We start from the raw sequence: 14,514 nt of genomic DNA, 5'->3' as shown, positions 1-14,514 counted from the left end.
CGGTCGCCATGGACATTCTCCGGTACGGCAGCCGGGCCCTGCTGGTCGAGGTCGCCGACCTCGACCAGGCGGCCCGGCTGCACACCGCGCTGCTGCGCGACCCGCTGCCCGGAACGCTGGAACTCGTTCCCGCCGCCCGCACCGTCCTGGTGCGCTACGACCCCGGGGCCACCGGCCCGGACCGCCTCGCCGCCGCCCTGCGTGCCGTCGACCTGCCGGACACCACCACCGGGGCTACCACTGCTGCTGCCGCCGGGACCGTCGAGATCCCGGTCCGCTACGACGGCGCGGACCTGGCGGAGGTCGCCCGCCTGTGCGGCCTGACGGTCCCCGAGGTCATCGCCCGGCACTGCGCCGCCACCTACCGTGTGGCGTTCTGCGGGTTCGCTCCCGGATTCGCCTACCTGACCGGGGCCGACCCCGCTCTGCGGGTACCGCGCCGCGCCGTCCCGCGCACCCGCGTGCCCGCGGGCGCGGTCGCCCTCGCCGACGAGTTCACCGGCGTCTACCCCCGCGAGTCGCCCGGCGGCTGGCACCTGCTCGGCACCACCGGCATGTCCCTGTGGAACCCCGAGTCCGACCCGCCGACACCGCTCGTACCCGGCGCGGCCGTCCGCTTCACGCCGGCCGACCCGCCGCACCCGCGGCGCCCCTGAAGGAACGTGACGCGGCACCCCGCCCCCCGCAGCGGGCGGGGTGCCTCCAGGAACGGGCGCGGGCCCGGCCCCCACCCACCCCACACCGACCCCACACCGACCACCACCCCACGGAGACCCGATGACCGCCGGCCCCGCGATCCCCACCCGACGCGTACGAGTGATCCACCCCGGCTTCGGCGCCACCGTCCAGGACCTGGGCCGCCCCGGCCACGCCGCGCTCGGCGTCGGCCGCTCCGGCGCCGTCGACCGCCGCAGCCTGCGCCTGGCCAACCGACTCGTCGGCAACCGGGAGGAGGCCGCGGCCATCGAGGCACCCCTGGGCGGGCTCGTCCTGGACATCGGCCACCACGCCACCATCGCCCTCACCGGCGCGCCCTGCGACGCCCACGCCGACGGCCGCGCCGTCGATCTGAACGCCCCCGTCAGGCTGGTCCCCGGCAGCCGCCTGACCATCGGCGTCCCGTACGAGGGCCTGCGGGTCTACCTCGCCGTACGCGGCGGCGTCGACCTGCCGCCCGTCCTCGGCTCCCGATCGACGGACACGCTCTCCGGGATCGGTCCCGCCCGCCTCTCGGTCGGCGACCTCCTGCCGGTCGGCGACCTCACGGCCGGCTGGCCCGCGGCGGACTTCGCCCCCCAGCGCGGGCTGCCCGCCGAGCCCGTCCTGCGGATCCTGCCCGGACCCCGGGACGACTGGTTCACACCCGAATCCCTCGCCGCGCTGTGTGCCCGGCCCTACGGCGTCACCGACCACAGCGACCGCGTCGGCATGCGGCTGACCGGGCCGGTGCTGCACCGCGCCCGCGCCGGCGAACTCCCCTCCGAGGCCGCGGTGCCCGGGGCGCTGCAGGTACCGCCGGACGGGCAGCCGATCCTCTTCCTCGCCGACCACCCGGTCACCGGCGGCTATCCCGTCATCGCGACCGTCCACGAGGACGACCTCCCGCTCGCCGCGCAGACCCGCCCCGGCCAGGCCCTGCGCTTCCGGCCGGTGTGACAGGCCCGGGACCGCCCGCTGCGCAGCCCCGCCCACGAGCCGCCCCCGCACGGGAACGCGATCGGCCGACCTGGCCGGCGCCGTGCCCCTACCGTCGATCGGGGGAGGAACCCGTGGCGCGGGCACGGCGGGTGCTGGTCGCCCTCCTGGTGCCGGCGGTCGCATCGGCCGGGTGGTTCCCGGGGTCGCTGAACCGCGCCTCCTCCACCCCCGGCCCGCCGGACCTGCGCGCTCCGATGAAGGCCCCGGCGATCGGCACGGCCCGCCGCGAGGCTCGCCCGCCTGCCCGAACTGCTGCCGTGGGCCGAGCGGTTGGGGACACCGACGGTCGACGTCTGCCGGACGGAACACGAGCGCCCCTCGTGGGTCCGGGGCAGCTGGACACCGCCGGCCGGCGAGCGGACCGCGAACGTCCACCTGGCCCCCGACGGGACTGACGTCCGCACGCGCCTGGCCGCCCGGCCGATCGCCCCCTTCGTCCGCTACGGGCTGCCGGACGGGAAACCGACCCGGACGTCACTGTCGGTGGGCCTCGCCGCGGCGACGGGCCCGCTGCGCCCGGCGACCGGCGAGGACGCCTGGTACCGCCCCAGGACGCCCAGCGCTGCCAGGGCCGCGATGAGGTCGTCCGCCGTCCCGGTGGTGAACGCCTCCTGCGGACGTTCGGCCGTCGATTCGGTGGCCACACCCCGCTTGCGCTCCGAGAAGGCGGTCAGCCCTTCGTCGAGACGGACGGCGTAGGTGCCGATCGCGGGTCCGCGCAGCAGGAGCGACACGGTTCCGGGTACCGCGTTCGCCGCATGGACGTGCTGCGGCGTGAGAGCGTACAGGCTCCCCACACGCTCCGTACGTCGCTCCAGGGGCTCGGCCGGGCCGGTGCCCAGGCGTGCTTCCACCTCGTCGACCGTCCCGTAGAGCCGATGCTCGTAGCTGCCGTGCAGGATCGTGGAGGCGAACGGCCACCGGTGGTTGTGCGGACGCCCGTGTGGGTCCCCCGAACCGCCGCGCCAGTACTGCAGGCGCAGCCGGGTGTCGGTGGCGGGCTCGCGCAGGACGACCATCCGGTCTCCCCAGGGCCGGCGCTCGGACAGCCCCAGCAGTTCGGGGTCGGTGCGCGCGGCGCTGATCAGCGCGGCGAGGCAGGCGGGCTCGCGAAGTCGTCGCAGCACCTCCGTCACAGCGGCCAGCGACTCCTCGGGGCGGTGCCAGTGCGTGGCCGCCAACCGCTCCCGGCAGGCCATGACGCTCTCGGCGACGGAACGCCGGTCCGTGGCGACCGGAGCACCGGAGGACCGGCCGGCAGGGACCGTGCTCACGCGTCCTCGCCCCACGCCGCGCACCGGCCGCCCGGGAGCGAGGACTGCCGGGCGATCCCCCGCGCGTACTCCTGCTGCAGTCGCCGCCCGCCCGGCACAGTCAGCCACAGCCGCATCAGATGCCGCTTCCGGTGTGGCTCCCCACCGTCCTGGAACGCGTCGCGCGCGTGCAGGATCACATGGTTGTTGATGAACTGGGCGTCGCCGGCTTCGAGATCCATGGCCAGGGCGACGCCGTCCTCCCGGGCGATCTCGTCCACCAGCTCCAAGGCCCGGGTCTGTGCCGCGCTCGGCGGCGGCGGGCCGTCGGCCGCCGTGGGCTGGAGGTACTCGGGTCGGCCGTCGGTCGCCGCTCGTCGCCGCCACGAGGGCCGGCGGCGGAAGGAGAGCTTCCCGTCGAGCCACGAGATGTGCGAGGCCGCGTAGTGGGGGAGCTTCGCTCCGTCCGCCTCGTCCTTGTTGTTCATCCACATCGGCTCGTAGAGGGCCTCGGCGAGATCGGGACGGCGGCGCAGCAACTCGTTGTAGACGGTGACCGAGCTGGCGATCCGTGACGTGCCCCCGTGCGGCGACGGGGCCACGCACAGCAGGGACACCACGTCGCACCAGTCGGTGTGGAAGGGCAGTTCCACGTTGGTCTGGTAGGCGAAGCGGTCGGGACCCGGGCGGCCCTGCTCCCGGACGTGGGCGAGATAGAGTTCGCGCTTGTCCTGGGGGGTGGGGATGCCAACGGTCAGTCCGAGCGCCCAGTACATCACGGCGATCTGCTGCGGGGTGTGGCCGGCCACCGGCACGCCTCGCAGCAGCAGGACGCCGGTGCCGCTCTCCAACGCGCTCCGGCGGCGGCGGGCCCGTGCCGCCAGGGCGGGTGCGTGGAACCGCCGAGGGTCCAGCCGGTGGAACGTGTCCGCTTCCTCGACCACGGTGCGGGCGAGCGCGACGAGTTCGCCGCTCTCCTCACGTGTCAGTTCCTCGACCCAGGTCCGGCGCCGGGTCCGGAGTTCCTCGCCGCGCCAGGAGGCCGGGCCGTCCAGCGGTGTGCGCAGCATCTCGGCGGTGGAGGCCTGTCGTGGTGTCATCTCGCGTCCTCTCGTGGGGTTCGGTGTTCGGTCTGTCGCCCGGCCGGTCGGGTTCATCGCGCGGTCTGCTCGGCCCGCCGCTCCCCTCGTGGCGGTGTGCCGGGCCCGGTCCCCTGCCGGTCCGCCCCGGTGGTCCGGGTGGTGCCCAGGTGTGCGAGTACCGTGTCGGCCAGGCGGTCGGCCAGGACGGCCGCGCCCGTCTGCGTCGGATGGACGCCGTCGAGGAAGCCGGGCGCGGGCTCGTCGGCGAGGGCGTCGGAGAGGTCCAGGAACGTCGCGGACGGAAACCGGTCGGCCAGCCGGGCCAGACCGGACCGGTAGGTCGTGTAGACGGATTCGATCGTCCGGGCATAGCCGTCGAAGAGGGATCCGGCGCTCCGCACACGGTCGGCGAAGGCGAAGTCGTAGTGCGATTCCACCCAGTCGCGGGTGAATCCGCGGTCCACGGTCGTCTGCAGGAGCGAGTGGGGCTGGAGGGCGCAGACGAACCGGATGCCGTGGCGCTCACAGGCGGCGGCCATCAGCGCCTGGTTGTCGAGCCACAGCGTGCGGCGGATCCGCTCGCCGGACTCGGGGAACGCCGAGGAGTCGAGCTGGGCGAGGTTCCTCCGGACGGAGGGCTTGTGGGAGAACGGAACCCCGGTCGAATCGATCTCGTGCGGTGCGTGGACGCGCAGGTAGTGGTGGTGATCGGAGAAGGTCCAGTTGACGACGTCGGCGCCCGGCCCGTTGACCAGTTCCATGGCGAACAGCGTGTTGAAGTCGTTCCAGCCGGACAGCGAGACCACGATGTCCGGTTCCGCGTACCGCAAGCGGTACAGGAGCATGGCCGACTCGCCCCGCGACCATCCGCCGGGGACGGCGAAGCTGAGGACTTCGCAGTCGGACCCGGCGTCCACCAGGCGTCGGTACAAGCCCGCCGGGATGGTCGTGCCGTTGCTTCCCAAACCCAGCCCGTACAGCGCACTGCCACCGAGCATCACCACCCGGGTGCGGCCGGTGGGCTCCAGGCTGGACGGCTCCGGCATGCCCGGCACCCGTAGGAACCCGAGCGGGCTGACGTCGAGGCCGCCGCGCGCGTCGACACCGGCGAACTCGCCACCGCGGGGCAGGAATCTGCCCGCCACCGGGTCGAAGAGCTCCGGCGCGGGCGCCTTCTCCGCACCGGTCCCGCCGGGGCGCTCGCGCAGTCGCTCACCCAGTCGCTCGCGCAGGTGGCGCCCGGTATCGCGCGCCACCAGACGAAGGAGAGCCCGTCGGTCGTACCGTTCCAGCGCGCCGTCCCGCAGGACGAGAAGTCGCCGAACCCCGATGCGCAGTGCGATCCAGGCCGCCGTACCGAGGTCGAGGTGGCCACCGTCGTTGCGGAAGACGAGCAACTCGTCGATCCGGGCCGCGCGCAGGGCCCGCCGCACGCCACCGGCGAGTACGCCGGCGGCGAGGTCCTCATCGGGGACGGGAAGGACCGTGAGCGCGGGCCGGTCGGCCGTGGCCGCCCGGCCCCGCTGCCACCGGGTGGCCGTGTCGGCCGGCAGCAGGAGCAGCGCCGGGCTTCGGCCGGCGGCCTCGGCGTGGCGGACGGCCGCTCCGAGGCCGCGCGGCCAGCCTTGGCAGAGAAGGGCTGTCGCCATGGTGTGATCCGATCGGTCAGTCGAGTGGGAGGGCGGCATGGTCGATCCGGGCGCTCTGGCGGTCCAGGCGGAACAGGCAGTCGCCCAGGACCAGCAGGTCGATGCCGGCCCGCAGGAAGCACCGGTACGCGTCGTCGGCGGAGGCCACCATCGGCTCGCCGCGGACGTTGAAACTGGTGTTGACCAGGGCGGAACACCCCGTCAGACGCTCGAACTCGGTCAGGAGCCGCCACAGTCGGGGGTTTCTCGGCTCCTCCACCGTGTGGTGTCGCGCGCTGCCGTCGACGTGAGTGGCGGCCGGGATCGGAGAGGCGTCGACCGCCCCTTCGGGGGAACGGCGCACATCGGTGGTCAGCAGCATGTAGCGCGACTGGGCCGGCGCCTCGAAGTAGTGTTCGGCGGCTTCGGCGAGGACGGACGGGGCGAACGGCCGGAAGTCCTCCCGCGCCTTGATGTGGGTGTTCAGCCACGCCTTGGTCTCGGGATTCCTGGGGTCGGCGAGGATGCTGCGGTTTCCCAGCGCCCTGGGGCCGAACTCCATGCGCCCCTGTACCCAGCCGACGACCTTGCCGGCGGCCAGTTCACCCGCGACCACGGCCGCCAGCGCGTCGAACTCGCCGTACCGCTCGTAGTCGGCTCCGTACCGGTCCTTCAGCCGGGCAACGGAGCCGGGGGACACCTCGGGGCCGAGCAGGGCACCGTTCATGCCGTCCGGTCGTGGGCCGTCCGGTCGTGGGCCGGACGGACGGGGACCACCGAGCGCGAGGTGGTACGCCGCGAGTGCCGCACCCGCCGCGCCGCCGGCGTCACCGGCGGCGGGCTGGATCCAGACGTCGTCGAATCCCGCGTCCCGCAGAATCCTGGTGTTGGCGACGCAGTTGAGCGCCACTCCTCCCGCCAGGCACAGCGCCGTGCTGCCGCTGCGGGAACGGGCGAGCCGGGCCAGCCGAAGCATGACCTCCTCGGTCACCTGCTGGACGGCGAGCGCCAGGTTGGCGTGCTCGTCGCCCACCGGGGTCTCCGGAAGGCGGCGTCGCAGGCCGAGGAGTTCCTCCCAGTCGCCGGCGTCGATGATCGTGCCGCCGCGATGGAAGGCGAAGTGGCGCAGGTTGAGCAGGAACGACCCGTCGGGTCGGATGTCGATGAGATGCTCGGTGATGAGCTTGCGCAGACCGGCGGTCCGCGCGCTCCGCGGGTCGCCGTAGGCCGCGAGGCCCATCAGCTTGTACTCGCCGCTGTCCACCTTGAAACCGCAGAAGTACGTGACCGCCGAGTACAGCAGGCCGAGGGAATGCGGAAACCGCTGCTCGGCGAGCGCTTGGATGCGGTGGCCCGATCCCAGGAAGAGGCCGGTCGTGGCATACTCGCCGACCCCGTCGACAGTCAGAACCGCGGCCCGCTCGAACGGCGAGGGGTAGTAGGCGCTGGCCGCATGCGACAGGTGGTGGCGGGACCACAGCAGCGGGGTGTCCGCCGGCAGTCCCGCGATCCGCAGGCCGTGCCGCAAGGCCCTCTGTGTGGTGTCCCGGCGCAGCGCACCGCCGGCCAGGGCGAGTGCGAAGCCGTCGAGACCGTGCGGGGCCGCGGCGAGAACGGTGCTGCGGACCCGGTGGCGTTTGAGCCAGGGTGACTCGTAGTACGCGACCGCGTCGACCGGCCCCGGTGCGTGCTCCAGCAGGAAGGCGATCGACTGCTGGGGAAAGGACGGGTCGTGCTTGCGGCGCGAGAACCGCTCCTCCTGTGCTGCGGCGACCAATTCGCCGTCGACCACAAGAGCGGCCGCGCTGTCGTGGTAGAAGGCCGATATCCCGATGATGCGCGTCATGGCCGCCGCCGATTCGGCGTTCCGGTCGGGCGGAGCCACCGCCAGGGCCGTTGCCGGGCCGCCCGGGCGGTGAAGTCGGCTGCCGTGAACTCGTGGTTGAGCTCGTGCAGGACCGAGCCGGTGCCTCGGCCGAACGCACGCACGTCGAACGGGTCGTCACGCAGGGCCAGCCGCCTGCCCCAGGCGATCGGGGTGATCAGGAGGCGGTAGCAGACCCGCAGGCGGCCGGCCGGCGGCGCGGTCACCACAGCGGGTAGCTGTCGCCGGCGCGGTTGCGGGCCTCACGGAGCCTGGTCAGCTCGGCGGCCGATCGCTCCTCCCCGGACGGGCGCCGGGGACGGGCCCGCTGGAGCAGCACGGTGGCCGTGCGGGCGAGGAAACCGAGTACGGCGTCGGAAGCCGAGTGCGTCACCGAGTTCTGCGGCTTCTTCATCTTGTGTCTCCTTCACACATATCCGAGGCTCTTGCGGACGACGGCTCGTCGACCTCTGCGAGCAGTCCGAACTCCTGTGCACGATCGGCAAGTTCTTCGGCGTGCCGGGAAGAGCCGGCACCGATCGCCAGCCCGCCGGCGTCGTACAGCGCGGCCAGCGTGGCGCGTACCGCGTAGCCCGGGTCGTCCGTGGCGGCCAGCTGCGCCAGCAGGACCGCGATGTCGTCGAAGGCGATCACCCACCGCTCGGGGACCGCGATCCGGACGCGGTGCTCGGCCTGGGGGGACGGCCGCGCCCAGCGGGTGGGCCGGTCCCGGCCGATCCTGGGAACGTCCGCCCACCAGGCGTCCAGAGCCGCCTCGATCCGTTCCCGACCCCATCCCTGCCAGGACGGCCGCACCGGTCGGAACCGGCCGCGCCCGTCACCGTCCAGGACCTTCAGCTGGTCGGCGACCTCGTCGTCGGTGTCCGGGCAGTGCACGATGTTGGCATAGATGACACTGCCGAACGCGCTCCGCAGGGCGGCTTTGACCTCCAGCAAGCTGCCCCGGGCGTGCGGTCCGCGGACGACGACCAACTCCACCGGGCGGCCGGTGAGGCACCTGCGCAGGAGACCGGCGGTCAGCGGTCGGGCCTCGGGATCCACCTGCGCGTACAGACCGCCGATCTGGCCCTCGGTCAGGAGGAACCGGCGCCGCTCCACCACCCCCAGGCCTGTCCGGCGCACTGCCGCGACGCCGTGCTCGACCAGGCCACGCTCGACACCGTCGGGCTTGAACAGCAGGAAGGAACGTTCCTCCGGGAGGCCGTTCACCACGGTTCGGCCTCCTGTCGCTCCCGCGGGGTGACCACAAGCCGCCGCGGCACCGCCAGTGCGTGGTCGCTGTACCCGGGGACGGTGGTCACCTCCTCGCCGCACCACGGGGGAACGTCGATCCGCTCGGCCTCGTCGGACAGTTCGATCTCGGCGAGGACAAGGCCCTTCATGGCACCTTCGAAGACGTCGACCAGCCAGAGCCGGCCCGCGTGCTCCACCGGGTGGCGGCACTTCACGGAGACCCTGGCGTACGGCGAGTCGAACAGCTCGTGACCGAACGGGTCGGGGAGCATCGCGTGGAACTCCCGGCGAGCCACCCGCGCGTCGGCTTCCTTCACCGTCAGACGCCAGCCGCCGTGCCGGCGGCCCACCCGCAGGATCGTGCGGGAGTCGGCGAACAGGTAGGCCTGGGCGATCCGGTTCCCGGAGCGCCCCCGCACGATCGAGTGGTCGGCGACCAGGAAGCGGCGCTCGATCTCGCGGCCGGCGCTCAGCATGCCGGCTCCAGCGCCTGATCAGGGCCCAGGGCCGCCAGCGCGGCCCGGTACAGCTCCGCGTAGGCACGGGCCGGTGCGCCGGCGGACGCACGGGGGCCGGTGAGGAAGAACGTGAGGCCGAGCAGCAGCCGGATCGTGGTCAGGACCCGCAGTTCGGCCGCGCGCTGCGAGTCTCCCCGGAGCAGCAGACGGTGCGGTCGAGCGCCGTCGGCGCTTTGGACCGCTCCCGGGTAGAGGGCGGAGGCGCCGGTGAGGGCACAGGCGTCGGCCCAGCTCGCGGGGCCGGTACTCAGGCCCTCCAGGTCGATCTGCACCAGTCCGTGCGGCGTCCGCAACGTGTTGTCGCGGTGCAGGTCGTGGTCGGTCACGGTCGACCGGTCGGACAGCAGGGCGGCGACCCTGCGGTCCGCGGCCAGGCGGCGCAGCGGCGCGGACGCCTCGGTCTCGGTTCCACGCAGGGCGTCGGCGACGCGGTTGTCCAGGGAGGGCAGCCGTTCCCGGTCGGCCGCGCCGACCGCCCGGTGGAGGGCTCTGTTGGTGCACTGGTAGAAGTCGAGCAACCGCCATTCCTGCCGGACGTCCAGACGGTGCGGCACCGTGTCGCCGGTCACGAACCGGCGGACCACCGTCGCCGGGCCGTCGGACGGGGCCCCGGCGGCCAGCGGCGGCGGCGAGCCGATCTCGGCGGCGACGGCCCTCTGCAGGGCGAGGTACCGGGCCAGCTCCCGCTCCGACGCTCCGGCCGAGACCTGCTTGACCAGGTACGGGCCGTCCTCGCCCAGATCGACCGCATGGGTGGACGGCCGCCACGATGGCCCGACGCGGGCCGGCGCGAGCATCCGCCAGGGATCCACCAGCAGGTGCCGGTCGGTGTGCGCCACGGGCACCGGACGGGTCCGGCAGCGCCTGTTGGCCGTGTTGACCAGGCACCGCAGGAACGCCGCGTGGGTGACCACCACCTGGAGACCGCCGAACCTGGAGGTGGCGCCGGGCCCGGCGGCGACGGCGAGGAAGGCCAGCGCGCGCGCCTGCAGTCGGTCGCCGGGCTCGGCTTCCGGTATCGCGTCGAGGTCCCCGCGCGCCAGCCACGTCCGGAGGTGGTCGGGGCTCCGGCGCTCGGCCTCGGCGTGGGTCAGCCCTTCCAGGCAGCCCGCCCCGGCTTCGGCCAGCAGCGGGGTACGCAGCAGTGGCGCCGCCAGTCGCTGTGCGGCCCGTCCGGCCGTCGCCGTCGCCCGTTCGGTGTCGCTGCACCAGATGGTGCCGACTCCGTCCGACGGCAGTTCCGCGGCCCACGCCGTCGCCTCCGCCGCGCCGGCGGCGGACAGCCCGGCTCCGGCAGAACGGCCGTGGATGCGGCGTTCGGCGTTCCAGAGGGACTCGGCATGCCGTCTGACCAGCAGCCGGACCCCCGGGTCCGGGCTCATCCGGCGCTCGCCATGACGGGGGCGGTGCCCCAGCGCAGGTACGACTGCCAGACATCGCGCCCCAGGTCCTGGCTCATCCGGATGAACGCCGCCCGCGCGGACCGGTGCACGACCGGGTCGCTCAGGATGCGTTCGACCTCCCGGTCGAGGAGTCCGTAGGACGGTCGGCCGGTGCCGGACTCCCTCAGGTGGCTGTGGAGGGAGGTGACCGCCCCGGCGTAGATCAGCATGTCGCGCAGCTCGTGTTCGTCGTAGCTGCTGGCCGAAACCACCCGGAGCCGGTTGTCCGCCTTGATCCAGATGTCCTCGTCCGTCCGGTCGAGCAGTTCGAAGAGCTTGGTCTCGGGAATGGCCGTCAGGTGGTAGGCGTGCACGGACCACGGCCGCAGTTCCTCCACGGTGAAGCGCAGGGACTCCTTGAGGCCCGTCATGGTGTCGCCGGGCAGCCCGACGATCAGCTCGGCCCGCCAGGGAACTCCCCGTTCGGCCAGGTGCGGAACGAACTTCATGATCTTCTCGAAGTGGTTGCCCCGGACGTGCTTGGGCACGTTGGGGTTGGTCGTCTGCAGTCCCATCAGGAGTTCGTGGATGTTCGACTCCACCAGGACCTCGACGAACTCCTCGTCGAGGAACTCCGGCCGCATGTACGCGCTCAGCGCGATGTCGGGCGCGAGGTCGCGGAACATCCGCAGGATCTCCTTGCCCCTCGCCTGCTTGCCGCCCAGGATCGGGTCGATCAGGAAGAGGCGCCGGATCCCCCGGTCACGCATGTGGCCGATCTCGGCCTGGACGAAGTCGAGATCGAAGGTCGCGAAGAACGGCAGGGTGTTGTGCCCGCAGAAGCTGCAGTCGTAGATGCAGCCGCGTGCCGTCTCGTACCAGGCGAAGTCGGTCTCGACCGGGTCGCCCTGGGTCAGCTCGTCGAACTCCGGTCCGAACAGCGGGATGCCGTGCGGCAGGCGTCGGTCACCCCGGTCGGGCACCGCGAACCGGTAGGCGCCCTTGCGGTCCCGTACCGAGGAGTACAGGGGCTGGGCCAGGTCGGGAGCCAGGGAGAGTCCGGTGAAGGCACCGTCGTCGTGACGCTGCTCGCAGAGCCAGGTCAGTGGCTCCTCGCCCTGCCCCATGACGAAGACGGTCTGCGCGGGCCAGTCGGAGCAGTCCATCGCCCGGGTCTCCGGCCCGCCGCAGGCGACGAGCGGGGCCTTCGCCGCGGCGGCCAGGAAGGAGGTCAGCTCGCGCGACCTCTCCAGGGTCCAGATGTACGCGGGCACTCCGACCACGTCGAATCCCTCGGCCAGGAGCGCCTCACCCGCCCTGGCGGGGGACCAGTCGCGTTCGTCGAACGCCCGTAGGCGGACGGTCCAGCGGGGGTGGCGTTCCCGCAGGTAGGCGGCCAGCCGCATGGAACCGAGCGAGTGGGTGATCGGATACTCGTCGAACCTCCGGGAGTCGTAGTAGCTGATGAGCGCGATCTTCATGGGTCCTCCGAGGGTGACGGCGGCCGCGGCCGGCTAGAGCGAGTGGCGGACGGCGATCTCGCGGAAGTGGCGCAGCGCGCCCGGCTCCTCGACGACGGCCGGAAGGGACTTCTCCGGGTGCCGGGCCAGGTAGTCCTTGGTGCACAGTGGGTCCTTCGACGCGCTGAACTCCCCGGAGGTCCGGTCGGGGTTGAACCGGCCGATCTGGACGATCCGGCGCGTGGTGCTGCCGGAGCGGCAGGAGCTGTGGATGTCGCAGCCGTCGCACCCTGCCGGCTTCTGCAGTGCCTCCCAGAAGTCCGTGAGGGCGGACGACCCGGCCCAGAAGTCGCGCAGACCGGTGAACTCGTCGTCGATGTTCCCGAGTTTGCGGGGGTGCATCAGGCAGGGGGTGACGCTGCCGTCGGGGTTGAGGGCGATTAGTTCCTGTCCACCGATGCAGCCGCTCAGCCCTGGGATCCCGATGTCGCCGCACCCGGCCATCGGGTTGCTCACGTTGGTGATCGCGATCTGCGAGCCGTAGTCCCGCTGGAGGGTTGCGATGAACTCGATCGTCGCGTAGTAGTCGTCGATCTGCCGCGCGTAGAAGCCCTCCTCGTGATGGAGGCAGCGCTCGGGATTGGCGAACTTGACGACGTCGGCGCCTGCGTCGATGCCGAGCAGGACCAGGGCTTCGAGTTCCTCGTGAGGCGTCGACGGCTCGTAGGTCGGCTTGACGCACACCCGCGTGGAGGAGCCGGTCTCGTGCTTGCGGCGGACGGTGTGCCGCAGGGCGGCGACGGTTCGGTCGAACAGGCCGGCGCCGCGGATCGCGCCGTGGGTGGATTCGGAGGCTCCGTCGATGCTGAAGCTGACGGACTTCAGCCTGTTCCGGAAGAGGATGTCCAGGACCTCGTCGTCGATCAGCAGGCCGTTGGTGGCGATCGACGTGTAGAGGCCGTGCTCGTGCGCCGAGTCGAGGTAGTTGGCCAGGGCGCGCTTGCTGATGGTCGGCTCGCCGCCGGCCAGGTGCACGCGCATGACGCCCCAGTGCGAGAGCTCCGCCATCAGTTCCCGGACGCGTTGCTCCCGCATCGTCGTGGGGCCCAGGAACTCGGCCGCGTAGCAGAAGGAGTCCTGGCCGCACTTGTGGCGGGCGAGGTTGCACAGCCACGTGTAGTCGAAGTAGATCTCCAGCGGCCCGCTCAGCCGGTCCTCGTACGGGGAGTGGATCTCACGGATCTGCCCGTCGAGGCCGAGGTCGCGCAGTTCGGCGGCCAGGGTGTCGGCGAGGCCCTGGTCCCAGGCGAGGCCGGCTCGGCGCCGCGCGACGGCCGCGGTGACCTGGGAGGCCTCCCCGGGATCGCGGGGGAGGAAGAACGCGTGCTTCCGGTTGCTCCACAGCAGCGGTCCGCAGAACTCGTGGCGGACGACGACGTCCACCGGGTCCAGCGGGGTGTCGGTCACCGGGGGGACCCGTGGCGTGACCGGGCCGGGCAGAATGATCGGAGAAGTCGCCATGATGATCCTTCACAGGACGGATTGGTTGGCTGCGGTGGCGCACAGGCCGTGCCACCGTTCGTTTCAGCGGACCGCGACGGCGAGCACGATGTCCTTGGTCAGGTGGACGGTGTCCATGACCCACGAGCGCGGGTCCCCGGGGTCGAGCGACCGCATGGTCTCCACCTCCCAGTAGCGGTCGAAGGAGAGCGTTGCGGGATCGGCGGCGCGGAACCGCCTCGCGCGCCACTTGGGGGTCGCCCCGAACTCGCCGTGGGAGGCGAGCAGCGCGTCGACCGCGCAGTGGAATCCACGGCGGGCGGAGAGCACCGCGCTGTGGAGGTCTCCCGCCTCCAACTGTCCGAGGGCGTCGTCGACCGAGCCGTCCGCGAAGTCCAGCATCTTGACCACGAACATCGGACGGAGCGCCGACCGGGCGTTTCGCTCGACCCGCTCCGCGAGCCACGGGGCGCCGCTGAAGGCCCTGGCGTGCGACAGCCGTTGGAGCAGGACCGACTCCTGGTGGCCGAGCAGGTCGGCGGGGGGCAGCCCGGCCAGGGTGCCGTCCCAGACGGTCATCTCCAGGAGCTGGTCGATCTGCGCGGCTTGCCAGTAGCGGACCTCCCAGACCCGGTTCCCGACGTAGAGCGTCTCGCTGAAGAACCGGTCGGGCGTCAACGCGACCGGGTGGGCGACGCTTCCGTCGGGACACCACGCCTCCCGCGCGACCACGTAGAGGTCGTAGTCGCTCATCGAGTTGCCCCAGCCCTGGATCAGTGAGCCCGCGGCGAAGACACAGACCGTGTCCGGCGGCAGCATCCGCCGGGCGGCGAGTTCTGCGGGGAAGTTCGGATGGTCCACGGTCGTTCTCCTGT

14 protein-coding genes are annotated in these 14,514 nt (G+C 72.5%); 2 read left to right on the top strand and 12 right to left on the bottom strand.

Annotated features, from left to right (window positions below):
* Window positions 1-8 precede the first annotated feature (8 nt).
* Both ACFCLZ_RS02440 and ACFCLZ_RS02435 read left to right on the top strand, forming a co-directional pair.
* Window positions 9-656, top strand: coding sequence for an allophanate hydrolase subunit 1 (locus ACFCLZ_RS02440; protein ID WP_380282931.1), 648 nt, complete (start codon window positions 9-11; stop codon window positions 654-656).
* Window positions 657-777: 121 nt separating this feature from the next.
* Window positions 778-1,656 (top strand): biotin-dependent carboxyltransferase family protein, encoded by an 879-nt coding sequence (locus tag ACFCLZ_RS02435; RefSeq protein WP_380282930.1) that lies wholly within the window; start codon window positions 778-780, stop codon window positions 1,654-1,656.
* A 482-nt stretch (window positions 1,657-2,138) separates the two neighbouring features.
* Here the strand turns inward: ACFCLZ_RS02435 and ACFCLZ_RS02430 are convergent, their stop codons facing one another.
* From ACFCLZ_RS02430 to ACFCLZ_RS02375, 12 genes are all read right to left on the bottom strand, one after another.
* Window positions 2,139-2,972: a hypothetical protein gene (locus ACFCLZ_RS02430; protein WP_380282929.1), complete on the bottom strand. Its 834-nt coding sequence runs from the start codon at window positions 2,970-2,972 to the stop codon at window positions 2,139-2,141.
* A complete protein-coding gene (locus tag ACFCLZ_RS02425; protein WP_380282927.1) occupies window positions 2,969-4,051 on the bottom strand; it encodes a TauD/TfdA family dioxygenase in 1,083 nt (360 codons plus the stop codon). The genes ACFCLZ_RS02430 and ACFCLZ_RS02425 overlap by 4 nt, the downstream gene beginning before the upstream one ends.
* A gap of 53 nt (window positions 4,052-4,104) precedes the next feature.
* Window positions 4,105-5,682 carry a hypothetical protein gene (locus tag ACFCLZ_RS02420; protein ID WP_380282925.1) on the bottom strand — a complete coding sequence of 526 codons (1,578 nt, stop codon included), beginning with the start codon at window positions 5,680-5,682 and terminating at the stop codon, window positions 4,105-4,107.
* A 16-nt stretch (window positions 5,683-5,698) separates the two neighbouring features.
* Window positions 5,699-7,507: a carbamoyltransferase gene (locus ACFCLZ_RS02415; protein WP_380282924.1), complete on the bottom strand. Its 1,809-nt coding sequence runs from the start codon at window positions 7,505-7,507 to the stop codon at window positions 5,699-5,701.
* Window positions 7,504-7,755, bottom strand: a complete 252-nt coding sequence (locus tag ACFCLZ_RS02410) for a hypothetical protein (protein WP_380282923.1) — start codon at window positions 7,753-7,755, stop codon at window positions 7,504-7,506. Before ACFCLZ_RS02410 ends, ACFCLZ_RS02415 begins: the two co-directional genes overlap by 4 nt.
* Window positions 7,749-7,940 carry a hypothetical protein gene (locus ACFCLZ_RS02405; RefSeq protein ID WP_380282922.1) on the bottom strand — a complete coding sequence of 64 codons (192 nt, stop codon included), beginning with the start codon at window positions 7,938-7,940 and terminating at the stop codon, window positions 7,749-7,751. Before ACFCLZ_RS02405 ends, ACFCLZ_RS02410 begins: the two co-directional genes overlap by 7 nt.
* On the bottom strand, window positions 7,937-8,758 hold the full coding sequence (locus ACFCLZ_RS02400) for a nucleoside-diphosphate kinase (RefSeq protein WP_380282921.1): 822 nt from the start codon (window positions 8,756-8,758) through the stop codon (window positions 7,937-7,939). The genes ACFCLZ_RS02405 and ACFCLZ_RS02400 overlap by 4 nt, the downstream gene beginning before the upstream one ends.
* Window positions 8,752-9,255: a hypothetical protein gene (locus ACFCLZ_RS02395; RefSeq protein ID WP_380282920.1), complete on the bottom strand. Its 504-nt coding sequence runs from the start codon at window positions 9,253-9,255 to the stop codon at window positions 8,752-8,754. The genes ACFCLZ_RS02400 and ACFCLZ_RS02395 overlap by 7 nt, the downstream gene beginning before the upstream one ends.
* Entirely contained in the window at window positions 9,249-10,679 is a 1,431-nt protein-coding gene (locus ACFCLZ_RS02390) for a histidine phosphatase family protein (RefSeq protein ID WP_380282919.1), read from the bottom strand. The genes ACFCLZ_RS02395 and ACFCLZ_RS02390 overlap by 7 nt, the downstream gene beginning before the upstream one ends.
* Window positions 10,676-12,160, bottom strand: a complete 1,485-nt coding sequence (locus ACFCLZ_RS02385; protein WP_380282918.1) for a B12-binding domain-containing radical SAM protein — start codon at window positions 12,158-12,160, stop codon at window positions 10,676-10,678. Before ACFCLZ_RS02385 ends, ACFCLZ_RS02390 begins: the two co-directional genes overlap by 4 nt.
* Before the next feature lie 33 nt (window positions 12,161-12,193).
* Window positions 12,194-13,660 (bottom strand): radical SAM/SPASM domain-containing protein, encoded by a 1,467-nt coding sequence (locus ACFCLZ_RS02380; RefSeq protein ID WP_380282917.1) that lies wholly within the window; start codon window positions 13,658-13,660, stop codon window positions 12,194-12,196.
* A 63-nt stretch (window positions 13,661-13,723) separates the two neighbouring features.
* Window positions 13,724-14,500, bottom strand: coding sequence for a hypothetical protein (locus tag ACFCLZ_RS02375; protein ID WP_380282916.1), 777 nt, complete (start codon window positions 14,498-14,500; stop codon window positions 13,724-13,726).
* Between the last annotated feature and the right edge of the window lie 14 nt (window positions 14,501-14,514).

The sequence above is a fragment of the Kitasatospora purpeofusca genome, assembly GCF_042691725.1.
Taxonomy (GTDB): Bacteria; Actinomycetota; Actinomycetes; order Streptomycetales; family Streptomycetaceae; genus Kitasatospora; species Kitasatospora purpeofusca_B.
The sequence above is the reverse complement of the archived record's forward strand: the minus strand, read 5'-3'. Positions and strand labels throughout refer to the sequence as shown.